Source organism: Telluria beijingensis, assembly GCF_030770395.1.
In the GTDB taxonomy this organism is placed as follows: Bacteria; Pseudomonadota; Gammaproteobacteria; order Burkholderiales; family Burkholderiaceae_D; genus Telluria; species Telluria beijingensis.
This window is the reverse complement of record NZ_CP132480.1, coordinates 848020-870525: the sequence shown is the minus strand read 5'-3', so window position 1 is coordinate 870525 and position 22506 is coordinate 848020. Positions and strand designations below refer to the sequence as shown.

The window sequence follows — 22506 nt, the reverse complement described above, 5'->3', positions numbered from 1 at the left end:
GACGCCGCGACACCTGCGATACTAGCGCATCCGTCGGGCGTCAAATCATAAAGTTTTGTAGTCAATAACGCAACACTCGAGCTGTTGCGTTATTGAACATTTGTCTAGCGCCTAGACGACGCTATTCCAGGACTTCGATAGGCGCATGGCGCAATTGATCAAGCCGACCATCGAATATGTTTGTGGGAAATTGCCCCACATCTCGCCCGTGACCGGGTGCGTATCTTCCGACAGCAGCCCCAGGTGGTTGCGCGCCGCCAGCATTGCTTCGAATACCTCGCGCGCTTCGTCCCTGCGTCCGATCCGCGCCAGCGCATCGATGCGCCAGAAGGTGCAGATATTGAAGGCCGTCTCCGGCACGCCGAAGTCGTCCGGCGCTTCGTAGCGCCGCATGTACGGGCCGTCGCACAGGTATTTTTCCAGGGCGTCGACGGTGGCAACGAAGCGTGGATCTTTCGGGTCGATGAAATTGATCTCGGCCATCAAGAGCACGCTGGCGTCCAGGTCGCGCCCGCCCAGGCTTTCGGCGAAGGCCTGGCGTTCCTCGCTCCAGGCTTCTTTCAGCAGGCGCTCGCGGATCAGCTCGGCGCGCTCGGCCCAGAAGGCGGCGCGGTCGGGCCGCTCCAGCTCTTCGGCGATCTTGGCCAGGCGGTCGCAGGCGGCCCAGTTCATCAGCACCGACGAGGTGTGCACGCGGGCCCGGGTGCGCAATTCCCACATGCCGGCATCCGGTTCGGCCCACACGCGGAAAGCCTGTTCGCCGACCGCTTCCAGCTGGCAGAACTCGGCATAGCCGGCACGCCGGAACAGGCGATGGTCGAAGAAGGCCTGGGCCGCGCCGAGCACGATATTGCCGTACACATCGTGCTGGAAGTGTTCTTGCGCCTGGTTGCCGATGCGGACCGGGCGGTGGTTGCGGTAGCCGGGCAATGCGTCGACGATCGACTCCGGCAACTGCTCCTCGAGCCCGATGCCGTACAGCGGCTGGATATGCCCGCCCTTGGCGCGCGCCACCACATTGCTTAGCCAGCGCAGATAGTCTTCCATGGTCCCGACTTCGGACAGGCTGTTCAGGGCCCGGATCACGAAGAAGGCGTCGCGCAGCCAGCAGAAGCGGTAGTCCCAGTTGCGCTCGCTGCCGGGCGCTTCCGGAATGCTGGTGGTCATGGCGGCGATGATGGCGCCGGTGTCTTCGTACAGCGACAGCTTGAGCGTGATCGCGGCCCGGATCACGACGTCCTGCCATTCGAGCGGCAGGGCCAGGCGGCGCGACCAGGTGCGCCAGTAGCCGATGGTCTCTTTCTCGAAACGGTGGGCGGTGTCCTGGATGCCGTCGGCCAGGGTCTCGTCCGGTCCCAGCATGAAGTTCACCGGCCGGTCGAGCAGGAAGAACGATTCGGCAAGCACATAGCTGAGCGACGCATCGGTGTTCAGGCGCAGGGTCTGGTCGGGCCCGACGTAGCGGATGTGGTGGCTGCCTTGCGTGATCTCGGGCAGCTTGGCGCCGTACTCGAAACGCGGCCGCAGTTTCACGCGCACCCGCACGCCGACGCCGAGCGGCTTCACGCGCCGCACCAGCATCAGGGGCCGGAACATGCGGTCGCGGCTCAGGAAGCGCGGCGCGAAATCGGTGATCTCGATGCCGTTGCCGGCGCCGTCGATCAGGCGCGTGCGCAGCACCGCCGTGTTCGGCTCATACACCTGCTCGCTACGCACGACGCCTTCGAGCTCGATGCTCCACAGGCTGCCGTTCTCGCTCGGGTCGAGCAGCGCGTTGAAGACCGGATCGCCGTCGAAGCGCGGCAGGCAGCACCACACCATCCGGCCCATGCGGTCGATCATGGCGCTGAAGGCGCAGTTGCCGACCACGCCGCAGTCGAGGGAACCCGGGGCGTCGTTCACTGCGGTCGAACCCGGTTGTTGGGATACATCGTTCATGCTGTGTCCTTTCCAATGGTTGACGTGGCGGCCTGCGCCAGCGCATCGCGCACGGCCTGGCTCGATGCGATGCGGCAGCTGGCCACGCTCGGCCCGGGGCCGACCTTGAGGCCGATCCCGCCGACGCGCTGGACGTGGTCGAAACCGGCCTCGTCCGTGGTGTCGTCGCCGATGAACAGGGGCCGGTAGCCGGCGAACGGCGGCTCGGCCAAAAAGTCGCGGATCGCGGTGCCCTTGCTGACGCCGGCCGCCTTGATCTCGACGATCATCTTGCCTTCCATGAGCAGCAGGCCCAGGCTGGTGCGCACCGCCGCCTCCATGGTCTCGACGCACAGCGCCTGCAGCTCCGGCGCCTGCCTGTAATGCAGGGCCAGCGCGCCATGCTTTTCCTCGACCCACAGGCCGGGATGGCGCGCGGCCAGGGCGTGGGCCTCGGTCCGCACCGCCGTGAAATCGGGAGACGGCAGCTGGCGCAGCACGCCGTCGAACCCGCGCCGTTCCATCCCGTGCACGCCGGCGGCCGGCAACGCCAACGGCGCCAGCATCCGGTCGAGCTCGGCGACCGGACGGCCGGACACGATGGCCAGCCGGCCCGCCAGCCGCTGCTGCAGCGCCCCGAGCGCGGCCAGCAGGCCGGGCGTCACCACCACCTGGTCCGGGCGCGGCGCGATGTCCACCAGCGTGCCGTCGAAGTCGAGGAATAGCGCGCAATCGGGGGCGGCCAGCAGGTCCAGCGCCGCCTGTTCGTCCTGCATGGTCATGGTCTCGGTCATGCCTCCCCCTTTCGCACCCGGTTCTGGCTCAACGTATTGATGCGCGAGCGCACCCGCTCGCGCTGGCGCAGGCGCGCCGCGTCCTGCAGCATGCGGCCGGCCCAGCGATAGACGTTGAAGTCGCGCACCCGCACCCGCATGCTGCGCATCCGCTCGCGCTGCTCGTCCTGCGGCATGCGCAGCGCGCGGTACAGGGCCTCGGCGCCCTCCTCGATGTGATACGGGTTGACGATCAGCGCCTCGTGCAGCTCGCGCGCGGCGCCGGTGAACTGGCTCAGGATCAGCACGCCCTGCTCGTCGTCGCGCGAGGCGATGAATTCCTTGGCCACCAGGTTCATGCCATCGTGCAGGCTGGTTACGCTGCACACCTCGGACGCGCGGAAATACGCGCGCAACTGGTCCTGTTCATGGTGTTCGGTCTTGAGGATGATCGGCAGGTAGCTGCCGCTGGAAAAGCGCTGGTTGATGCGCTGGGCCAGCGCGCGCACCCGCGCTTCGAAGTTCTGGTATTCGTCGAGCGACGAGCGGGTGGGCGCCGCGATCTGCACGAAGGTGAATTTGCCCACCATGTCGGGATGCAGTTCGAGCATGCGCTCGACCGCCTGGAAGCGCTCGACGATGCCCTTGGTGTAATCGAGGCGGTCGACGCCGATGCCCAGAAGTTGGTCTTCTGGCAGCGCCAGCGCCTGGCGGACCTGTGCGCGGCAGGCCGCCACGTCGCATTCGTCGGGGCCCGGTTGCGGCCAGGCGATCGAGATCGGATACGGTTTCACCTGGGTCAGCTCGTTGCCGTAGCTGACCGTCGAGGCCTCGTTCTCGATCCGGGTTTCCAGATAGCGGTCCACGGTATCGAGGAAGTTCTTGCGGTGGAACGGCGTATGGAAACCGAGGATGGTGCTGCCCAGCATGCCGTCGAGGATCTCTTCGCGCCACGGGCAGATGCCGAACGATTCCGGGTTCGGCCAGGGAATGTGCCAGAAGGTGATGATGGTCGCCTTCGGAAGCACGGCGCGCACCATGCGCGGCAGCAGGGCGAAGTGGTAATCCTGGACCAGCACCACCGGATTGTCGGAGCGCGCCTCCGCGATCACGGCGTCGGCGAAGCGCTGGTTGACCTTGACGTATTCGGCCCAGTCGGACGAGCGGAACACGGGCCGCACGTGGGCGATATGGCACAGCGGCCACAGGCCCTCGTTGGCGAAGCCATAGTAATAGCCCTGCTCTTCTTCCTTCGACAGCCAGACGCGGCGCAACGTATAGCTCGGATGCTCGGGCGGCACCCGCACATGGTCGTTGGCATCGACCGTGGCGCGGTCGGCCGAGCCGGCGCCGTGCGCGATCCAGGTGCCGGAACAGGCGCGCATCACGGCTTCGACCGCCGTTACCAGGCCGCTGGCCGGGCGCTGCACCTTGACGCCGTTCGGCGTGTTCACGTGGATATACGGTTCGCGGTTAGAGACCACCAGGATCTCGTCGCCGGCCAGGTCCTGGTTCAGCAGGGTCTTGAGGGTATCGGCGCCCCAGGGCTGCGACTCCACGCCGCTGCCCTGCAGCTCGCGGTTGTATTCGCTGAGCAGGGCCCGCAGCTCGCTGGCCAGCGGGGCGATCTCGGGCGGCATGGGGCCCGGCGGGCGCGGCGACAGCTCGCCGCGCAGCATCTCGCGCACGCCGTTGAGCCAGCCGTGCCAGCTCAGGTGGGCGATCAGCACCGTGATCAGGGAGATGGCGCCGGCCAGCACGACGAACAGGCCGATGATGTATTTCTGGGTGTCTTCGCTGCGGCGCTCGATGAAGCTCATGTCCTGCACCAGCACCAGGCTGCCAGCGGCGACGCCGTCCTGGGTCAGCGTGCGGCTGGAGACGTGGACCGGTCCCTGCGGCAGGCGCACGACCGGATTCGCGGCCTCGCCTTCGGCGCCCTGGCGGCAGCCGAGCGAGTCCGGGTAGGTATCGGTGCGGTAGCGCAGCGCGCCCGACGGGTCGCAGTAGGCCAGCGCAAACAGGCGCTCGTCCTGGATCGCGCGGTTGAAGGCGTCATTGATGCGCGCGGAATCGTTGTCCTCGAGGTAGTTGAGCAACGGCTGTTGAAGCGTGCTCGACACCAGTTGGGACCGTGTATCGAGATCCCGTACGAACCAGCGCACGGTAAGACTTTCCATCCAGGGAATCGCGAAATAACCGAACAACGCCAGCACCAGGGCCAGCGGGACGATGAAGCGCATGGATAGTTGTGCCGATCTGAACTGCATGAAGCTCCTTCAGGATGGGACGACGTCGCCGACCGATCGAGTATAGCTATTTGCAAATTATCATGTCGCAACGTTGCGCACTGCAACATCAGACCGGCACCGGGCGGCGCGCCGCCCCGCAGCAATTATCCCGGCACGCGCTGCAGGACGAATTCCGCGCGCGGCTTGGCATGCCGCTCGAGGCGGTAGGTCAGGGTCTTGCCATCTTCGCTGAGGCTGACGGTCCAGACATTCGTCTCGGCGCCGGGCACCAGGTCGGCCGTGTACTTATCTGCCAGGAAGGCCTGGGAACGGGCGCTGCCACCCTCCTTCGCCATGCCGCCATACATCGTCACCTTGTCCGGCGTGCCGTCGGCGTGGCGGTGGTCGTGGCGCAGTTCGAGTCCGGCCGTGGGGCGGGTGAAGATCCAGGTGCGCGAACGGTCTTCGCCGACCTGTACCGGCATCCGGATCTCCGTCGGGCTGCAATTGACCTGGGTCGAGATCTTCTTGCCGGCGAATTCATTGTTCGGATCGACCGCATACGACTGCGCGCCTTCGAAGCGCTGGCCGCACATGCTTTGCAGGGTGGCCATGAACTGGTCGCGCGAATCGCCTGGCGCCGGGGTGGCGGCGCAGCCGGCGATCAAGGTAGTGACGGCAAGGACAGGAAGGATGGCTTTCATTGGATTCCAGGTTGTTATTGGACGAACAGCAAGAGTAGCACGCGGGCAGCTGCGGAAATCGTGCTTGCTTCCTCGCTTATATTCCTTGCACACTGGCATTCCCACATTCAAGATAGGTCAGTCCGTGTCCATTTCCGATCGCCTGCGCCGCAGCGGCGCCCTCCTATTTACCCTCTTCGCCATGACTCTGTCTCCCTTGTCCAGCGCCACCACCATCCTGTTCGTCGGCAACAGCTTTACCTATGGCGCCGGCGCGCCGCCGGTGCAGGCATTCCGTCCGCACACCGTGACGGACCTCAATGGCACGAAGATCGGCGGTGTCCCGGCGCTGTTCAAGGCGATGACGGAGCGGGCCGGATTGCACTACGACGTGAGCCTGGAGACAGAAGGCGGCGCCGGGCTCGACTTTCATTACCGGGAGCGCCATGGCCTGATCGCCAGGCCGTGGGATATCGTGCTGCTGCAAGGCTATAGCACGCTGGACCAGGACAAGCCCGGCGATCCGGGCAAGCTGATCCGTTACAGCGGCTTGCTGGCCAAGGTCTTCCACCAGCACAATCCACAAGTCGACGTGCGCCTGACCGCGACCTGGTCGCGCGCCGACCAGACCTGGCAAAGCAGCGGCGCCTGGTATGGCAAGCCGATCGGGCAGATGGCGCTGGACGTGCGCCGCGGCCACGATGCGGCCCTGGCCGCGTCGCCCCTGATCGCCGGCGTGATCCCGGTCGGCGAGGCGTGGAACCGCGCAATCGCGGGCGGCGTGGCCGCCGCCAATCCCTACCGCGGCATCCCGGCCGGCCAGGTCGATCTATGGGGAGAGGATGCCTATCACGGCAGCGTGTACGGCTACTACCTGGAAGCGCTGACCATCTTCGGCAGCGTCACCGGCCGCGATCCACGTGCGCTCGGCGCCGACGATCCGATCGCACGCGAACTCGGCATCGATGCCGGAATCGCTGCTGCTCTGCAGGCCATCGCGGCCGAGCAACTGGCTTTTGACGCGCGACCGGAGCCGGTGCGCCGGGCGGCGTGAGGCTGGCATCGCGCTATAATCGGCATAGGGGCGGTCAGATAGACTGACCGGTCCCCTGCCACACCACCCGGCATGCGGGTCCGCACCGGGCGGTTCGAGTAGTTGTGGTCATGTTAATCGAGGCATGCCAAGACGATCAAAGTAGGCGATCGTCAGTATGTTGTTCAAGGCTAAGCGGCTGTTGCGCCACCAGCGACTGCTGTTTCCCGCCACTAGCAGAGCTACCTTCGGTTTCGCCCCTAGTTTCAGCAGCTCCCGGTAGATCGTCGGGCCACGCTTCCAGTGCTTGAGGTGGATGGCACGTAGTCGGTGGCGCATCCACTCGTCCAACTCACGCAGGACGCGCGGAGTTTGCGCCAATCCGAAGTAGCCTTTCCATCCCAGTACATAAGACCGCAGCTTTCCAATCACCTGGTCGATGCTGCGACCGCCAGACCGGCGGGTCAGTTGCCTGATCCGCTGCCGGAAGCTCTCCAGCGCCTTCTTCGACACCGCGCGCTTTACCTCGCCTTTCGGGGCCATCCATAGTGCGTAACCCAGAAATTTGCGGCCAAACACCCGGTCTACCGCGCTTTTCGATTCGTTGATCTTCAAGTGCAGCTTGTCGTATCGACGCTTGAGCAGGGCCATCACCCGCTCGCCGGCCTTCTGGCTGCGCACATATACGTTGCAGTCATCGGCATAGCGGGCAAAGCGGTGGCCCCTGCGTTCCAGCTCACGATCCACTTCGTCGAGAAGCACATTGGCCAGCAGCGGCGAGAGCGGCCCGCCTTGCGGCGTACCTTCAGCGCGCTCGACCACCACGCCGCCATCCATGATGCCCGCGTTCAGGTAGGCGCGTATCAGCCGGATGACTCCGGCGTCATTCACGCGTTTCCTTAGACGGTCCATCAGGATGTCGTGATTGACCCGATCGAAGAACTTCGACAGATCGACATCGACCACGATGCAATAACCTTCCTGCACGTACTGCTGTGCTGCCAGCACGGCATCACGCGCACGCCGGCCGGGCCGAAACCCATGGCTGTGTTCACTAAAGGTGGGATCGATCAACGGTTGTAGCACCTGCAATAGTGCCTGCTGAATCAGACGGTCGGTCACGGTAGGTATCCCCAGCTCACGTTCACTTCCATCCGGCTTCGGAATGCCGACGCGCCGCACCGGCATGGGCCGATACGTGCCTGCCAGTAGTTGCTGCTTGATGGCAGGCCAAGCGTGCTTCAGGTGTTGTCCGGTCAGAGCAATGTCCAGACCATCGACGCCTGCGGCTCCTTTGTTCGCCTTCACGCGTTTCCACGCGCGTTGCATGTTCTCCCTCGCGAGCGCTTGCGTGAGCAAGTCTCGCCCCGTGTCTTCCAGTTCCTGCCGCGGGAGCCGTGTTTCATCGCTGATCGCTGTGGACGAGGCTTCACCCCGCCTTACCGCGCCCCGCCCCGCTGATGCGGGCATCTGATGCCGTACACGATTCATCGACAAGGTGTTGGACACTCCTACTCGTTCGGTCCTTCGCCCGGGATGCGGCTACTACGACCTCTGCTGACTTCTCGCTCCGGATTTTTTTTTCCGTCGCCCTTTCAGGCACAAGGCGAGATCTCCCCAGGTAAGAACGCACTCCTTCACTGCACAACCGCCGGATCTACGCCACTTCGCCTTGACCACAAGGGCTTTGCGGTTCTTTGCCCACTCGCCCTACTCGGCAGCGCCTTATATCCGATTCTTGTTCATCGGCTCGCAGTTTCGATCCACGCTTCCTCCCCACACTCAGTCGCCCTCGTGCAGTTGCGCTTCACTTCGCTCACTATGGTCAGCTTGCGGCGGGACTTTCACCCACAAGAGTGCGCCCATGCTGGGCGCACAAAGGAAACGCCACCGCGAAGGTGGCGTTTTTGCTTTGTACAACCCACTCGATCAGCCAAAGATGAAGTACAGGATGACGAGGACGACAGCAGGAATACCCAGCAGCCAACCGATGAAATACTTACCCATGATGAACTCCTTTCGCATGCTTGTGAACGATGGTTCCATGATGCCGCGCACGCATCCCCCCGTCCGTTAGTTAATACACGTCCGAGAAGAAATTGTTCTATTGCCTGTTTCACTGGTGCAAGGCATACGCACCAGAGCAGGCGGTGCGCCGGGCATTTTTGCGCAGGGCTATACTGAATCGTCACTTGTCGCCATGCAGAAGTCCCAGCTCAACCTTATCCGGGACCATGCCGCTGGCGATTGCCATCACACCATTTTTACAGGGGGTAATATGCCAACAACCTGGACCATCGCAGCCAATGCGGGCCGTGCACGTATTTTTTCCGACGCCGACAACAAGCAAGCCTTGCAGGAGGTGGACGACCTGGTCAATCCGGCCGCCCAGCAGCGCGTGCTGGATACCGTCACCGACAAGATGAGCCCGCGCTCGGCCCACAATAGCGGCCACAATATCGGCGGCGGCCAGGGCGGCGGCTTCGAGCATGCAGCCCCGGCTGGCGCGCCGGGCAACGACTACCAGCCCGCCGTCACGCCAGCCGAGCACGAGGCGCAAAAGTTTGCCAAGGATATTTCGCACTACTTGCAGCAGGCGCACCAGGCCGGCCGTTTCCAGCAACTGATCGTGGCTGCCTCGCCCGAGTTCCTCGGCGTGCTGCGCGACAAGATCGATCCGCAGCTCAAGGCGCTGATCAAGCGCGAAGTGAACAAGGACTACACGCATTCGAACGGCCAGGAATTGCGCGCCCAGCTCGATGCGCACCAGGACAAGTCGGCGTAAACCGGCGCTTTCTTTTTGCTCGCAGGCCCGCCCTTCCCGGCGGGCCTTTTTCATGGCGGCGCCTCAGACCTGGACCATCCCGCCATCGACGAACAGCTCGATGCCGTTGATGTAGCTGGCGGCGCTGGAGGCCAGGAAGGCCACGGCCTTGCCGATTTCTTCCGGCTCGCCCAGGCGGCCCATCGGCACTTGCGCGGCCAGGTGATCGAACAGGCCCTGGCGGCTGGCATCGTCGACCAGGCCGCCCAGTCCCGGCGTGCGAATCGGGCCGGGGCTGATGACGTTGACGCGGATGCCGCGCTCCTTCAGGTCCATCGCCCAGGAGCGGGCGAAGTTGCGCACCGCCGCCTTGCTGGCGCTGTAGACGCTGAAGCCGGCCGTGCCCTGCACCGAAGTAGTCGACGCGGTGAGAATGATCGATCCGCCGTCGGCCAGCAGCGCCAACGCCTTCTGCACGGTGAACAGCAGGCCGCGCACATTGGTGCCGAAGATGCGGTCGAAGTGTTCTTCGGTGATGGCGCCGAGCGGCAGCATGTCGCCGCCGCCGGCATTCGCGAACAGGACGTCGATCCGGCCCGCATCGCGTGCGATCTGCGCATACACCGTATCCAGGTCGGCCAGGCTGGCTGCATCGGCGCGAATGCCGGTCGCGGCCGGGCCAATGGCGGCGACCGCGGCGTCCAGTTCGGCCTGGCGGCGGCCGGTGATGTAGACGCGCGCGCCCTGGGCCGCGAATTCCTGCGCCGTTGCCAGGCCGATGCCGGTGGTGCCGCCGGTGATGAGAGCGATCTTGCCGTTCAGTTGGGTACTCATGGGGTCATCCTTTCAGTGGTTAGGGGTTCATGTCCCGCCTGTCATGTACTGCAGGCATGGATACACTGTAGCCCTCGCCCGTTTATTGATAAATCCTGAAAGATGAAATACATTATTTACATACAGAGATAATCTAGCTTTGAAAGAACAGCCGTGGACCAACTACTCGCCCTGCGCGCCTTCGGCCGCGTCGTCGAAGCCGGCAGCTTTACCCGCGCCGCCGATTCGCTGAACATGCCGAACGCCACCTTGAGCAAGCTGGTGCGCGAATTGGAAACCCATCTTGGCGCGCGGCTGCTGCAGCGTACGACGCGCCGCGTGACGGTCACGCCCGAGGGCCGCGACTACTATGAAAAAACGGCGCGCATCCTGTCCGACCTGGAAGAAATCGACACGTCCTTCGATATCGCGCGCGCCAAGCCGCGTGGCCAGCTGCGCATCGACATCGGCTCGTCGACCGCCAGCGACGTCCTGCTGCCGGCGCTGCCCGAATTCCTGGCGCGCTATCCCGATATCCGGATCGAGCTCGGCGTCTCGGACCGGGCCGCGGACCTGATCGCCGACAACGTCCACTGCGTGATCCGCGGCGGCCGGCTGGGCGATTCGTCGCTGGTGGCGCGCAGCATCGGCCACGCCACGATGGTGACCTGCGCGGCGCCAAGTTACCTGAAACAGTTCGGCACGCCGGCCTATCCCGACGAACTGAAGAACGGCCACCGCGTGGTCAGCTACGTGCTGACGACCAACGGCCGCGCCCTGCCGTTCAGGTTTGCGCGCGGCGACGAGAGCATGGAAATCAAGGTTGAGCATCGCATCGGCATCAATGAGAGCAATGCCCACCTGGCCGCTGCCGTGGCCGGGCTGGGCATCGTCCAGACGTTCAGCTACTGCGCGGGCAAGCACCTGCGCGACGGCGCGCTGGTCGAGATCCTCGCCGACTGGCGCCCCGCCGGCTTCCCATTCCACGTGGTCTACCCGCAGAACCGCCACCTGACGCATCGGCTGCGGGTATTCATCGACTGGCTGGCGGAATGCTTCCCGCAGCGCGTGCGCGGCTAGATCGCCGCGGTTGCCGCTCATGATGCCCTGCGGTACGCTTGCCGCATGCACATCAATGAACAACCGACCCATACGCTGGAGCTGCGCGTACGCGAACTGCAGCAGCTGTTCAACTCGCTCGATCCGGCCCCTTTCCTGAACAAGGACCTCGACCACGCCTGCGAGGCATATATCGAGAACTGGGCGCTGTCGCTGCCGCCCACCAGCCGCCTGCACCTGAACATCCACGTCGAGCAGCTGCCGCCGGTTGGGCAGGCGGGCGACATGGTCGCGGACGCGATCCACAACTACTACGGCTACAAGGTGGAACTGGTGCGCGGCGAACTGACGCAAATGCTGCGCCAGGGCCGCATCAGCCTGGCGATCGGCATCGCCTTCGTCGTCAGCTGCCTGCTGCTGGCGGCGGCCATCGAGACGTTCTCCAGCGGCCACTTCGCCAGGATCGCGCGCGAAAGCCTGACCATCATCGGCTGGGTCGCGATGTGGCGCCCGGCGCAGATCTTCCTGTACGACTGGTGGCCGCTGACCGGACGCATCAAGGTCTACGAGAACCTGCGCTTCGCGCGCGTCAGCGTGGTGCAGGATTGATTCAGGCGTCTTTGGACGGCGCCAGCGCGAAGATCGCGCGCAGGTCGTCCGCCTGCAGGCCGGGCGCCAGTTCGCTTTCGCCTTCATCGGACAGCACGGCGTTCGCCAGTTCTCCCTTGCGGCGTTGCATCTCCTGGATTTTTTCTTCCAGCGTGCCGCGCGCGATCAGCTTGTAGACGAAGACCGGCTGCTGCTGGCCGATGCGCCAGGCGCGGTCGGTGGCCTGGTTTTCGCTGGCCGGGTTCCACCACGGGTCGTAGTGGATCACGGTATCGGCCGCCGTCAGGTTCAGCCCCACCCCGCCGGCCTTCAGGCTGATCAGGAATACGCCCACCTGCCCCTGCTGGAAGGCGGCGACCGGCGCGGCGCGGTCCAGCGTGCTGCCGGTGAGTTCGACGAAGTCGACGTCGCGCGCGCGCAGGGCGTCACCGACCAGGGCCAGCATGCTGGTGAACTGCGAGAACACCAGCACCTTGCGGCCCTCGCTCATCAAGGTATCGAGCAGTTCCAGCAGCGTCTCGAGCTTGGCCGAACCGGCCGCGCCCGCCGGTTCGACCAGGCGCGGATCGCAGCACACCTGGCGCAGCTTGAGCAGGGCCTCGAGGATCACGATGTGGCTGCGCGCCAGGCCCTTGCGGTCGATCTCGGCGCGTACCTTGCGGTCCATCGCCACCCGCACCGTCTCGTACAGGTCGCGCTGGGCGCTGCCCAGGTCGACCGGCAGCACTATCTCGGTCTTGGGCGGCAGTTCGGTCGCCACCTTGTCCTTGGTCCGGCGCAGCATGAAGGGTTTGACGCGGCGCGCCAGCAAGTCCTTGCGCAGCACGTCGCTCTCCTGCTCGATCGGCCGGCGGAACTGCGCCTTGAAGGTTTTTTCGTCGCCCAGCAGGCCCGGCATCAGGAAGTTGAACTGCGACCAGAGTTCGCCCAGGTGGTTCTGGACCGGCGTGCCGGTCAGGCACAGGCGATGGCGGGCGTCGAGCAGGCGCGCAGTCTGGGATGCCTTGCTGCGGCTGTTCTTGATGTATTGCGCCTCGTCGAGGATGAGCAGGTGATAGCGGTGGCGGCGCAGCGCGTCTTCGTCGCGGCCCAGCAAGGGATAGGTCGTCAGCACCAGGTCATGCTGGCCGATGGCATCGAACTGCGCGGCGCGCTCCTTTCCGTGCAGGAGCAGCACGCGCAGGCCAGGCGCGAAGCGCGCGGCCTCGGCCTGCCAGTTCGGCATCAGGCTGGTCGGCGCCACCACCAGGGCCGGCACATCCAGGCGTCCGGCCTCCTTCTCGAGCAGGATGTGAGCCAAGGTCTGCACTGTTTTTCCGAGCCCCATATCGTCGGCCAGGATGCCGCCGAAGCCATACTCGCGCAGGAACTGCAGCCAGGCCAGGCCGGACAGCTGATAAGGCCGCAGCGCGGCCTGCAGGCCGGCCGGCGGCGCCACCTGCGCGATGCCGCCGAAAGCGTCCAGCTTGCGGCCCAGTTCGCGCAGGCGTTCGCCGCCCATCCAGCGCAATCGGGCGGCGCGCTCCAGTTCGGCCAGGCGGGCCGCATCCATGACCGGCAAGCGCACCCCGTCCCCGAGGCGCTCGCCGAAGTACAGTTCTCCCAGCGTGACAAGGATCGGCTTGACCCGGCCCCAGGGCAAGGCGACGCGCTCGAAATTCGTCAGTTCGACCAGCAGATCGTCTTCGTCGCCGCGCGCGGCCAGCGCGGCGGCGTCGAACTCGCGCGGCGCGGCGCGCACCATCTGCACCAGCAGCGGCAGCAGCGCATGGCGCTCGCCGCCGACCACGATGCCGAGTTCGAGCGAGAACCAGGCATTGACACCCTCGCCTTCTTCATCGAGTTCGGCGTACCAGTCGTCGACCTCGGCCAGCGCGTAGCGATAGTCGCCTTCCATCTCGATCTGCCAGCCGGCGGCGCGCAGGCGCGGGATGTCGCGGCGCGCGAACGCGACCCAGGCGGCTTCGTCCGCCACGGTGAGCGCGCCGGGCACATCGTTCAGCGGCGACCCTGGCGGCGGCGCCTGGAAGCCGAGGCCGGCCAGGACGGCGGCAGCGGCGGCTTCCGCGGCCCGGTCGCGTTCGATGAGGTGGACCACGCCATCCTCTACCAGGCGCAGCGCCGGTTCGTCGATATCCTGCGTGGACTGGCCGTCATACTCGAAGTACAACAGTGCATGGTCGTGCCAGTCATGATTGCGGCGCCAGCCGGCGTCCATGCAGTCGAGTAGCAGGCAGGGCGTAGGGGCGATGTCGGTGCGGCGCCGGGTAGCGATCGCCTGTGGCGGCGGCACCAGGTGCTCCAGCCCCAGCTCGGCGAGGCGCGCGGACATGCCGGCGCGCTGCTCGGGTTGCAAATGCGGGGCCTGGGCGACCAGCTTGACCAGCGTCGGCGGCGGCAGCGCCGCGAGGGGCGCGGGCAGCGCCAGCTCGCCCAGCATGTAGTCGTGGAGGTACAGGGGTGGATCGGTCGGCAGCACGCCCTGGGGACTGCCATCCTGGAAGAACCAGTCGAGCCGGACGGCGTCGTCGTCGATGAACGAGCGCCAGCCGAGCGTGGCCTCGCGCCGTGGACCGGTCATCAGGTAGAACAGGCTTCCGCGCCGCAGGTCGTCTTCGGACCACGCCACCAGCAGCCTGCGCTCGGCGCACAGGCGGATCAGCAGGCGTGCCCCGACCGCTCCCGATGCCTCGGCATCGCTCGCCACCAGCCCGCCCGCCTGCAGCGCCGCGAACTGGCGCAGCAATTCTTCATCGCCAGGTTCGCGCGCTGCCGGCAGCGCGCGCAGCAAGGCGTGCACGTCGTGGATCGGGGTGGTGCCGGTGATGTCGCCATTCCTGCGCAAACGCGCGCGGCGCAGGTGCAGGCGCGGCGTGCCACCCGCCGGGTCGGGCGCCAGCACCCAGGCCAGTTTGAAGGAGGCGCCTTCGCTCGCACCGGCGGTTGCCGGCGGGGTCTCGGACAGCAGCGCGACCTGCTGCAACCACGTTTCGGCGCGCGCCGCGATGGCCGCCGGCGACTGCGCCATCTCGCGCCGATGGCGTTCGAGGTCGGCCAGCAGCACCGCCACCACGTGCTTGCAGTTATAGCTCATGGGGCAGCTGCAACTGCCCTGGAAGCCGATGCCGCCGCGTTCGGCGCTGAACCGGATGCTCTGGCGGTACAGCTCACCGCCACTGCCGCCGACTTCGCCGAGCAGCTTGTCGCCGTCGCGGCGCGCCGCCCTCACTTTGCCCTTGCGCGCATAGTCTTCCCCGCGCTGCAGGGTGCCGGCATCGAAGTGGCTGGTCAGGTCGGCGTGGTCGTAATACATGTCTGTGTAGCGGGCGGCGTGGCGTGGCGGTCGAACCGCCATTATCGCCCACACTGCCCGGCGCACAGTTTAGTTGCCGACGACCTTGATCTGCTCCACGTCGAGCTTCGATTCGCCGAACATCTCCTTGTCGAACTCGCCGGTCAGCTCGACCAGGGTGTTGTGGTCGACCGTCACGCCCTGCGGGAAGCGATCGGAATCGATCTCGACCGTCATCTTGCCGCTGGCATCGGTGAACTCATAGTCCTCGTCGCCCTTGTGGCTAGTCAGCTTGCCTTTCAGGCGCACGTACTGGTCGTCCTTGCCCTTGGCCAGCAAGTCCTTGGCGCTCATCAAGGGGGCGCCGGAGGGGCCGGTATAGCCCGACGGAGCAGGCTTGGCGGCGAGTGCAGCGTTGGCTGCCGGGGTGGCTGGCTGGGCCGCGGCCGGCGCCGCGGTGGTGGCGGCGCCATTCTGGGCGACGGCGACGGCCGAACCGGCGAGCAGTGCGGCGATACAAGAGATTTGGTAGAAGCGTTTCATGGTCGGTCCTTTGTCGTGGTCTGTTGGGTTTCCTGCTCTGTCAGCGGCAGGCACAGGCGCATTACAACGGCCGGACATTAAACCGATCTTAAGAAAACTGAAGACGGTGGCTCAGGGCGCATCGCCCTGGCCATCCTCCTTGCGCATCAGAAGAGCAATGCGTTTCTTCTTCTTTTTCACGACGACCGCCTGCTCCTGCGCCGGCTTGGTGGCAGGGGGCGGCGCGACCGGCAATGGAAAGCCCAGGAACGCCATCACGAAGAAGATCGGCAGGAGAACGTAAAACAGGGGCCGCTTCCAGTTGAGTTTCTGTTTCAGCATGCCCAGCACATAGTGCCGCGCATGCTTAATACAAGTGCAAGCCGTTACCCGAGAAACATAATCTACACAGCGGGCAGATCCAGCGTCACGCCAACCCCGCTCCCGGATCCAGGCCCTCGACCCGGTTGGCCAGTGCATGAAGGCGGTGAGCAGGATTACCGGCACGCCATTGCCAGACTTGCGCAACCGCGCCGGTAGCGCGTCGCCGCACATCGCGGGCAAGCCGCGGTCGCGATGCTGCCTCGTCAACGGCGCGGACCAGCGCTGCGAAGTCGACGTATCGTTCCAACACTTGCCGCGCGTCACCCTGCTTCGTCAACTTGACTTCGCGATGCAGGGCCGCGAGCAGGCTGGGCCTCATCATGGCAGAATCATAGAAACTAATACTCTGACATCAATCACGGACAGCGAGGTTTTGCACGCCGCCCCGGTCATCTCCAGGATTATTGATAGCAGTGCTCACGCAACCTTGTTGGCTGCCAAGTCCCAACCACCGACAGTCGAACCGCCACCGCCACCGCCACCGCCGATCTTCTGCTGGGTATATTCCATTTCACCTTAGAGAATTTCAGACTGACGTGCTCATGCAGAATCGAACCGGCTTCGATACCAGGCGAGATTGCGCCGATGAGCACGTTTTCCAGTTCAATTTCAAAATATTTGATTGGCGTTCCGTTACCGTCGGCGCGCATGAACTCAAATTTGGCTTTAGGGATGGTCTTTCCCGTCGCACAGGTCTGCATGAGAATCGGCGACGACAAGTCCGCCATTTTGCCGAACGTGACCTCTTCCAGCTCGACTCTCTCTGCCGTATGTCCGCCGCCAGTCGATGCGGTTGCGCTACGTGGCTGAATAAGCCTCCAATTCACTGAGGCGCATTCAATCCAGTCTTTATGCCTGTCGTCCTGCGACTCACCTTTAATACCATCGATTTGCAAATAAACGTCGATTGCCATGACTCCTCCAGATTTTCGAGCTTATGTGGTGCATCAAATAATGCAGAGTCCGCTTGTGAAGCATCAATAAATTCTTGCTCCGTGATGATAAATTGGATATTTCTCTCGATTACGGAGCCAGATATGGCTAGCAATAATCCAAAACTACCGAGACCCAATTCCACAATGAAAATGTCTACTGATGGACGTGCTCGCCTCCGGGCGACCGAGAAAGCCGTATACCGGTATTACAACGACATGGGGAAGAACAAGGGGCATTGCACCTAGGGCGTAGGCATTCTCGCTCATAAAGGTGTTTGCACAAAAGAAGAGTTGGGCAGGATAGTATCGGTCAAGATGGTTGACCAGGAATTCGAAAGAAAAATTGCGAAGACGGAAGCAATCATCCATCGCAATATAACCGTTGCGCTTCATCAAGCCCAGTTCGACGAGCTTTGCAGTCTTGCTTATAATGCAGGAGCGAATGGTTCCAGCCAGACGTTTAGACTTGTGAATCGCGGAGACTTTAACGGCGCTGCCAACAATATGTCGCTAATGATCAAGGTAAGGGTTGTCGAGAAGGGGAAAAAGAAGCTCGTGATTGCTCCCGGACTAATCAAGAGACGTGCTGAAGAAAGCGCGCCATTCCGAACCGAAAAATCCACTACTGCCGTTAGCGAATGAGGAGAACTGCAAATGTCGCTGCTTCGATTTCCACTCTTGATTCCGCGAGCCAACTTTCTGCAAATTCTCTTGATACTTGCTCTCATTACGCTACCTTCAGTCAAAGCCTCAGACTCAATAGAGCGCAACGTAACGGGTCAATGGCGCTTTACCAAGTCGATTGATAGCGCTGACATCGCATCTCTTGACGAGCGTGAAGCGACACAACTAGTCGGCCATATTTTTACGATAAGTAAGGATAAAGTCGCGTTCGGTGACGAAGACTGCGGAGATACCGAATTTGAAGCACAGAAAGTTGAGCCAACCTTGTATTTGCGCAAAGGATGGAACTCGAACGTGGAGAGGCTCAAACTTCCTGATCCGGTCACCGCTGTTGAAATTAGTTGCACCACGGTTTTCATCTTAAACCGGAATAAGCTTGTTATATTTTGGAAAGGCTGGTTCTTTGACGCGGTGCGAGTCAAAAAATAATTGGCAGCTCGAATTATCACCCAAGGTACATAATCTACACAGCGGGCAGATCCAGCGTCACGCCCAGCCCGCGGCCGTCGATCCCAGGCCCGAAGGCCAGCTTGACGCCATGCAAGTCGGCAATGCGCTTGACGATCGATAGTCCGAGTCCACTGCCCGGCTGCCCCTGCCCCAGCACACGGAAGAAACGCTCGGTCAGGCGCTGGCGGCTCTCGGCATCCACGCCGGGCCCGTCGTCGCGCACCGCGATACGCGCGCCGCCGGCATGGGGCACGGCCTCGATCTCGATACGGCTGCCGTCCGGGCAGTAGCGCAGCGCATTGTCGACCAGGTTGCGCAGCACGATTTCCAGCATCTGCGGGTCTGCCTGCACCTCGTGTATTTCGCAACGCAGCGCCAGCGCGATGCCGCGCGCGGCCGCCTCCGGCGCATGCATGGCGGCCGCGCGCTCGCATAGCGGCGCGAGCGCGACTGGCTGGCGCACCAGCTGTTCGCGCGCCAGCGGGTCCAGGCGCGCCAGCGTTAACAGGCTGTCGACCAGCGCCGTCAGGCGCGCGATGTCCTGGCGCAGCTTGTGGAACGGCGCCGCCAGGTCGGGATGCTGGCGCTGCAGCAGTTGCACGTGCATGTGCAGGCCGGCCAGCGGCGTGCGCAGCTCGTGGGCGGCGTCGGCGGTGAAGCGGCGCTCGGCTTGCAGGGCCGCTTCCAGCCGACCCAGCACGCCGTTCAGCGCCTGCACGATCGGCAGCACTTCGCGCGCCTGGCCGGCGGTGTCGACCAGCGCCAGGTCGCTCGGGGTCTTGGCCGCGATCGAAGCCGCCGTGCGGCGCAGGGGCTTGAGCACGCGGCCGGTCAGGACCCAGCACACCAGCGCCAGCAACAGCAGGAAGCCCAGCACGGGCAGCCACAGCGAATCGGCCAGTTCCTCGAGAATGTCGAAGCGCTTGTCAACCTGTTGGCCGACCTGCACCTCGAAGTTGCGGGCCTCGTCGCGCACCACGAACACGCGCCAGCGCTCGCCGCCCGCCAGCGCCTCGGCGAAGCCATGGTCGTCGTCGAAATTCGACACGAAGGGCCGCAGCGGCGCGTCGCCAGTACGCTGGATCACGCGGCCATCGACCACGATCTGGTATTGCATGTCGACCTTGCGGCCATGTTTGCCGCTGGCCCCGCCCTGCGGCAGCAGGCCGCGCTCGTTCCAGTCGGTGGTGGCGGCCATGATCATATAACCGGATTCCTCGAGCGCGTCGTCGAACACCTCATTGGTTTCCTGCCAGGCGATCACGGTGACGATGCCCAGGCTGGCCAGCCACAGCACCGTGCTGGCGGCCACGATGACAGCCAGCAGGCGCCGCCGCAGCGACCACGGCGCCTCAGGGTCGCGGGTCTTATTCACCATCGTTCTTCAGCCGGTAGCCCAGTCCACGCACGGTGACGATGCTGTCGCCGCCGAACTTCTTGCGCAGGTTGTGGATGTACACCTCGATCGCATTGCTTTCGACCTCGTCGCCCCAGCCGTACAAGGTTTCCTCGATCTGGGCGCGGGTAACAATGCTGTTTTTTCTTAGCAGCAGCGCATACAGCACGTTGTACTCGCGCGCGGTCAGCGCGACCGGTTGGCCGGCCAGGGTCGCGCCCTTGGTGTCGAGGTTCAGGGCGATGTCGCCATGCGCCAACACGTTACTCACCTGGTTGGCGCCGCGCCGCACGGCGGCCCGGATGCGAGCCGACATCTCCTCCAGCTCGAACGGTTTCACCAGGTAGTCGTCGGCGCCCAGGTCCAGACCCTCGACCCGGTCGGCCAGCGCATTGAAAGCGGTGATCAGGATCACCGGGACGCCATTGCCAGCCTTGCGCAACTGCGCCAGCAGCGCGTCGCCGGACATCGCGGGCAAGCCGCGGTCGAGCAGGACGCAGTCGTAATGATGGGTCAGGAGCGCGGTCTGCGCCGAGTCGCCGCGCTGGACCCAGTCCACCGCGTGCTCGTCCAGGCGCAGCCAGGCCTGGATGGTTTCGCCAAGGGAGATATCGTCTTCGACCAACAGGATGCGCATGCGGTAGTCCGGCAACAGGGGAACGCCAGTATGGCGTAAACAACCCGCCGCCGAGCATGCCGCGCGAAGGTGAAGCGAATCTTAAGCGCAGTCCATCACGCCTTCTTCAGCGACCCCGGTTTATGCGCCGCTTCGGCCCCGGTCTTGTCGCTGGCCACCAGGTATTCCGGGTTGTCCTTCGAGGCCGCCACATGGTGGCTCTTGATGTCGGTCGGTGAGGTCAGCTTCTTCTTGACCTTGCCCTTGACCGTCCCCTGCGACGACTCCCACTGCACCTTATCGCCGGCCTTGAATGCCTTTGTCATGCTGGACCTCCGTATTGGTTCGACAAGGCATTTGAGCATGGAACGGCGCGCCGAAGCGCGCGATGTAATGCCACACCTTCTTGAGGTCTTGCGGATCGTGCCGTCCGCCGGCAACTGCCCGGCCCAGGATGGCCGGATCGAGCCAGCCGTCCTCGGCGATGGCGGCGCCGAGCTCCACGAACTGCTGCCCGCGGTAGTCAGGATGGCGGCGCAACGCGTCGATCGCGAGCCTGAAGCCCGGATGCCATTCGAGCGCGCAGGGATAGCGCCGCGCGATGGCTTCGATGGCCGTCCCCCGGTAGCAGGGATCGAGCACCAGCGCCTCGACATCCTCGTGCAGCCGGATCGGCCCGTGGATGTGCGCCTCGATGTAATCGTCGAGCAGGTCCTTGTCGTCGGCCATGGCGCGCGCGACCAGGTCGATGCGGGCGGCGACACCGAAGTGCTCGGGCTCGAACACGCTGTCCGGATAGCAGAAGGTGCTGCGCGCGGCGACGCCCGGCCGCAGCCGCAGGTGGGCCGAGCCGAAACGCGGCGAGCCGCCGACGGCATAGCCCTGGTAGTTGAGTGCACCGTACTTGGGGCGCCGGTCGGGCGCGGCGGCGTCGTAGGCGCCGCCGAAGATCCGGCTTTCCCACAGCCAGCGCGCCCCGCCCGCGAAGGCGCCCAGGCCGCCGTTGCTGGTGCCGGTCTCGAATTGCGAACGGTAGACGCCGGCGTCGAGCAGCGCCTGCAGCAGCGGCTGGCCGCCGTACGGGCGGTCGGGGTGGAAATTGAGGGTGAGCGCCAGCGCAGGGTCGAGCGCCGCGCCCGCACTGCACGCGGCAACGTGGGCGATGGCGCGCGCCTGCGCCGGGTCCAATGCTGTATCGGGGAGGTCCATCTGGTGAAGTCGGCACTCGCAAGGATGAGCAGCCGATTCTACGCCAGGCGCGCCGCGATCAGAAGGTATGCATGATGCCCACCGCCGCGCCATTGGCATCGGCGGCCGCGCGCTCGCGGTACACGTCCGCATACAGGCCGGTGCGCGGCGACAGGTGGTGGATCGCGCCCAGGCCCAGCTTGTCGTGGCCGAGCAGGAAGTTGCGGCCGTAGCCGGCGCGCCAGGTGACGGCGCCGTCCCGGTAGTTGGCGGCGACCATCGCGACCTTCTCCGTGGCGCCGGTGCGCGGCAGGTGGCGCGCGGTGGACGCCATCAGGCGCAGCTTGCCGGTCTGCCAGGACAGCGAGACGACGCCGATGCGGTCGTCGTTCGAATTGCGCTCGAGCGCGAGGTGCCCCAGCACGCTGCCCTTCGCATAGTTGAACGAGACCCCGGCCGGACGGCGCACGTCGAGCGGGTCGCGTTCGGCCTCGGCCGCTGCATGCACATGCCAGCCGCCGACGGTCGGGCTGGTATAGAACACGGCATTCTCGAAGCGCGAGTAGTTCGCATAGCCGTTCTCGAGGTCGTGCACGCCGTCGCTGGTATAGCTGCCGGTCTGGTAGGCGAACATCGAGGCATTCTCGCCGCTGTTAATCCACGGATCGTATTTCCAGATTTCCCACCACAGCGGCGTCATCGCCCGGCCCAGGCGCACGCTGCCCAGTTCTTCGCTGCGTAGGCCTACCGTGGTTTCGCCCTGCATCAGCTTGTCGGGCCGCTCCTGGCTGCCGTCGTCGAGGTTGAAGCGCATCTCGGCTACGAAGGTCGCTTCCAGGCCATTGTCCAGGCGCTCGGTCCCGCGCCAGCCCAGCCAGTTGTTGAATCCGCGCCCGACTTCCATCGGATTGCCGGTGCGCTTCTTGAGGCCGATGTCGAGGCTGCCGTACATCTGCACCTGGCTTTGCGCCAGCGCGGGCACCGCGCCGAATGCCGTGCAGGCCAGGCCTGCCAAAAAATATTTATTGAAATGATGTTTTGCTGTCAATGCCAAACCGACCCTCCTGGTTGATACGGTGCTTACCGTAAGTACATGATTTTGATTAATTAATATGTAGAATTGCCGCGTCCAGCCGTGGCGGCAGGACGTTCGATCC

20 protein-coding genes and 1 pseudogene are annotated in these 22506 nt (G+C 64.5%); 6 read left to right on the top strand and 15 right to left on the bottom strand.

The window, feature by feature from the left end; translation table 11 throughout:
* Nucleotides 1–111: 111 nt before the first annotated feature.
* From Q9246_RS03865 to Q9246_RS03850, 4 genes are all read right to left on the bottom strand, one after another.
* A complete protein-coding gene (locus tag Q9246_RS03865) occupies nt 112–1938 on the bottom strand; it encodes a glycoside hydrolase family 15 protein (RefSeq protein ID WP_306395590.1) in 1827 nt (608 codons plus the stop codon).
* Nucleotides 1935–2711 carry a trehalose-phosphatase gene (otsB, locus tag Q9246_RS03860; protein ID WP_306395588.1) on the bottom strand — a complete coding sequence of 259 codons (777 nt, stop codon included), beginning with the start codon at nt 2709–2711 and terminating at the stop codon, nt 1935–1937. Before otsB ends, Q9246_RS03865 begins: the two co-directional genes overlap by 4 nt.
* A complete protein-coding gene (locus Q9246_RS03855) occupies nt 2708–4960 on the bottom strand; it encodes an alpha,alpha-trehalose-phosphate synthase (UDP-forming) (RefSeq protein ID WP_306395587.1) in 2253 nt (750 codons plus the stop codon). Before Q9246_RS03855 ends, otsB begins: the two co-directional genes overlap by 4 nt.
* A 125-nt stretch (nt 4961–5085) precedes the next feature.
* Nucleotides 5086–5625: a putative periplasmic lipoprotein gene (locus Q9246_RS03850; protein ID WP_306395585.1), complete on the bottom strand. Its 540-nt coding sequence runs from the start codon at nt 5623–5625 to the stop codon at nt 5086–5088.
* Nucleotides 5626–5749: 124 nt separating this feature from the next.
* Here Q9246_RS03850 and Q9246_RS03845 point away from each other — a divergent pair, with 124 nt between their 5' ends.
* Nucleotides 5750–6658 (top strand): PEP-CTERM sorting domain-containing protein, encoded by a 909-nt coding sequence (locus tag Q9246_RS03845; protein ID WP_306395584.1) that lies wholly within the window; start codon nt 5750–5752, stop codon nt 6656–6658.
* 108 nt (nt 6659–6766) lie between these two features.
* On the opposite strand, the gene ltrA is transcribed toward Q9246_RS03845, so the two are convergent.
* Nucleotides 6767–8128 carry a group II intron reverse transcriptase/maturase gene (gene ltrA, locus Q9246_RS03840; RefSeq protein ID WP_422802376.1) on the bottom strand — a complete coding sequence of 454 codons (1362 nt, stop codon included), beginning with the start codon at nt 8126–8128 and terminating at the stop codon, nt 6767–6769.
* Between the two features lie 787 nt (nt 8129–8915).
* Between ltrA and Q9246_RS03835 the strand changes: the two genes are divergently transcribed.
* Complete coding sequence (locus Q9246_RS03835) at nt 8916–9422, top strand: host attachment protein (protein ID WP_306395583.1); 507 nt, start codon at nt 8916–8918, stop codon at nt 9420–9422.
* A 63-nt stretch (nt 9423–9485) separates the two neighbouring features.
* On the opposite strand, the gene Q9246_RS03830 is transcribed toward Q9246_RS03835, so the two are convergent.
* Complete coding sequence (locus Q9246_RS03830) at nt 9486–10235, bottom strand: SDR family NAD(P)-dependent oxidoreductase (protein ID WP_306395582.1); 750 nt, start codon at nt 10233–10235, stop codon at nt 9486–9488.
* Nucleotides 10236–10388: 153 nt separating this feature from the next.
* On the opposite strand from Q9246_RS03830, the gene Q9246_RS03825 reads away from it, so the two are divergent.
* Together Q9246_RS03825 and Q9246_RS03820 are read left to right on the top strand one after the other, a co-directional pair.
* Nucleotides 10389–11294 carry a LysR family transcriptional regulator gene (locus Q9246_RS03825; protein ID WP_306395580.1) on the top strand — a complete coding sequence of 302 codons (906 nt, stop codon included), beginning with the start codon at nt 10389–10391 and terminating at the stop codon, nt 11292–11294.
* A 45-nt stretch (nt 11295–11339) separates the two neighbouring features.
* The gene (locus Q9246_RS03820; RefSeq protein WP_306395579.1) at nt 11340–11882 is read left to right on the top strand and encodes a hypothetical protein; all 543 of its coding nucleotides are present in this window, start codon (nt 11340–11342) and stop codon (nt 11880–11882) included.
* A gap of 1 nt (nt 11883) precedes the next feature.
* Here the strand turns inward: Q9246_RS03820 and Q9246_RS03815 are convergent, their stop codons facing one another.
* From Q9246_RS03815 to Q9246_RS03800, 4 genes and pseudogenes are all read right to left on the bottom strand, one after another.
* The gene (locus Q9246_RS03815; protein ID WP_306395578.1) at nt 11884–15195 is read right to left on the bottom strand and encodes a DEAD/DEAH box helicase; all 3312 of its coding nucleotides are present in this window, start codon (nt 15193–15195) and stop codon (nt 11884–11886) included.
* Nucleotides 15196–15264: 69 nt separating this feature from the next.
* Nucleotides 15265–15717, bottom strand: a complete 453-nt coding sequence (locus Q9246_RS03810; protein WP_306395576.1) for a YgiW/YdeI family stress tolerance OB fold protein — start codon at nt 15715–15717, stop codon at nt 15265–15267.
* A 111-nt stretch (nt 15718–15828) separates the two neighbouring features.
* Nucleotides 15829–16038, bottom strand: a complete 210-nt coding sequence (locus tag Q9246_RS03805) for a hypothetical protein (RefSeq protein ID WP_306395575.1) — start codon at nt 16036–16038, stop codon at nt 15829–15831.
* Between the two features lie 459 nt (nt 16039–16497).
* A pseudogene (locus Q9246_RS03800) lies at nt 16498–16994 on the bottom strand (Hcp family type VI secretion system effector).
* Nucleotides 16995–17270: 276 nt separating this feature from the next.
* Here Q9246_RS03800 and Q9246_RS03795 point away from each other — a divergent pair.
* Both Q9246_RS03795 and Q9246_RS03790 read left to right on the top strand, forming a co-directional pair.
* Complete coding sequence (locus Q9246_RS03795; protein ID WP_422802375.1) at nt 17271–17657, top strand: lysozyme; 387 nt, start codon at nt 17271–17273, stop codon at nt 17655–17657.
* A 12-nt stretch (nt 17658–17669) separates the two neighbouring features.
* A complete protein-coding gene (locus Q9246_RS03790) occupies nt 17670–18128 on the top strand; it encodes a hypothetical protein (protein ID WP_306395572.1) in 459 nt (152 codons plus the stop codon).
* Between the two features lie 34 nt (nt 18129–18162).
* Here the strand turns inward: Q9246_RS03790 and Q9246_RS03785 are convergent, their stop codons facing one another.
* The 5 genes from Q9246_RS03785 to Q9246_RS03765 form a co-directional block, all read right to left on the bottom strand.
* Nucleotides 18163–19527, bottom strand: coding sequence for an ATP-binding protein (locus tag Q9246_RS03785; protein ID WP_306395571.1), 1365 nt, complete (start codon nt 19525–19527; stop codon nt 18163–18165).
* Nucleotides 19517–20182 carry a response regulator gene (locus Q9246_RS03780; protein ID WP_306395570.1) on the bottom strand — a complete coding sequence of 222 codons (666 nt, stop codon included), beginning with the start codon at nt 20180–20182 and terminating at the stop codon, nt 19517–19519. Before Q9246_RS03780 ends, Q9246_RS03785 begins: the two co-directional genes overlap by 11 nt.
* 95 nt (nt 20183–20277) lie before the next feature.
* Nucleotides 20278–20487, bottom strand: a complete 210-nt coding sequence (locus Q9246_RS03775) for a hypervirulence associated TUDOR domain-containing protein (protein WP_306395569.1) — start codon at nt 20485–20487, stop codon at nt 20278–20280.
* A complete protein-coding gene (locus Q9246_RS03770) occupies nt 20459–21370 on the bottom strand; it encodes a DUF3626 domain-containing protein (RefSeq protein ID WP_306395568.1) in 912 nt (303 codons plus the stop codon). The genes Q9246_RS03775 and Q9246_RS03770 overlap by 29 nt, the downstream gene beginning before the upstream one ends.
* A 58-nt stretch (nt 21371–21428) precedes the next feature.
* The gene (locus tag Q9246_RS03765) at nt 21429–22397 is read right to left on the bottom strand and encodes a porin (RefSeq protein ID WP_306395566.1); all 969 of its coding nucleotides are present in this window, start codon (nt 22395–22397) and stop codon (nt 21429–21431) included.
* Nucleotides 22398–22506 lie beyond the last annotated feature (109 nt).

Excerpts from the sequence above, each read along its gene's own strand:
- Q9246_RS03780 (WP_306395570.1), bottom strand. The coding sequence starts at position 20,182 with ATGCGCATCCTGTTGGTCGAAGACGATATCTCCCTTGGCGAAACCATC.
- otsB (WP_306395588.1), bottom strand. The coding sequence starts at position 2,711 with ATGACCGAGACCATGACCATGCAGGACGAACAGGCGGCGCTGGACCTG.
- Q9246_RS03820 (WP_306395579.1), top strand. The coding sequence starts at position 11,340 with ATGCACATCAATGAACAACCGACCCATACGCTGGAGCTGCGCGTACGC.
- Q9246_RS03775 (WP_306395569.1), bottom strand. The coding sequence starts at position 20,487 with ATGACAAAGGCATTCAAGGCCGGCGATAAGGTGCAGTGGGAGTCGTCG.
- Q9246_RS03805 (WP_306395575.1), bottom strand. The coding sequence starts at position 16,038 with ATGCTGAAACAGAAACTCAACTGGAAGCGGCCCCTGTTTTACGTTCTC.
- Q9246_RS03790 (WP_306395572.1), top strand. The coding sequence starts at position 17,670 with ATGTCGCTGCTTCGATTTCCACTCTTGATTCCGCGAGCCAACTTTCTG.
- Q9246_RS03785 (WP_306395571.1), bottom strand. The coding sequence starts at position 19,527 with ATGGTGAATAAGACCCGCGACCCTGAGGCGCCGTGGTCGCTGCGGCGG.
- Q9246_RS03830 (WP_306395582.1), bottom strand. The coding sequence starts at position 10,235 with ATGAGTACCCAACTGAACGGCAAGATCGCTCTCATCACCGGCGGCACC.
- Q9246_RS03810 (WP_306395576.1), bottom strand. The coding sequence starts at position 15,717 with ATGAAACGCTTCTACCAAATCTCTTGTATCGCCGCACTGCTCGCCGGT.
- Q9246_RS03835 (WP_306395583.1), top strand. The coding sequence starts at position 8,916 with ATGCCAACAACCTGGACCATCGCAGCCAATGCGGGCCGTGCACGTATT.
- Q9246_RS03865 (WP_306395590.1), bottom strand. The coding sequence starts at position 1,938 with ATGAACGATGTATCCCAACAACCGGGTTCGACCGCAGTGAACGACGCC.
- Q9246_RS03770 (WP_306395568.1), bottom strand. The coding sequence starts at position 21,370 with ATGGACCTCCCCGATACAGCATTGGACCCGGCGCAGGCGCGCGCCATC.
- Q9246_RS03850 (WP_306395585.1), bottom strand. The coding sequence starts at position 5,625 with ATGAAAGCCATCCTTCCTGTCCTTGCCGTCACTACCTTGATCGCCGGC.
- ltrA (WP_422802376.1), bottom strand. The coding sequence starts at position 8,128 with ATGAATCGTGTACGGCATCAGATGCCCGCATCAGCGGGGCGGGGCGCG.
- Q9246_RS03815 (WP_306395578.1), bottom strand. The coding sequence starts at position 15,195 with ATGTATTACGACCACGCCGACCTGACCAGCCACTTCGATGCCGGCACC.
- Q9246_RS03855 (WP_306395587.1), bottom strand. The coding sequence starts at position 4,960 with ATGCAGTTCAGATCGGCACAACTATCCATGCGCTTCATCGTCCCGCTG.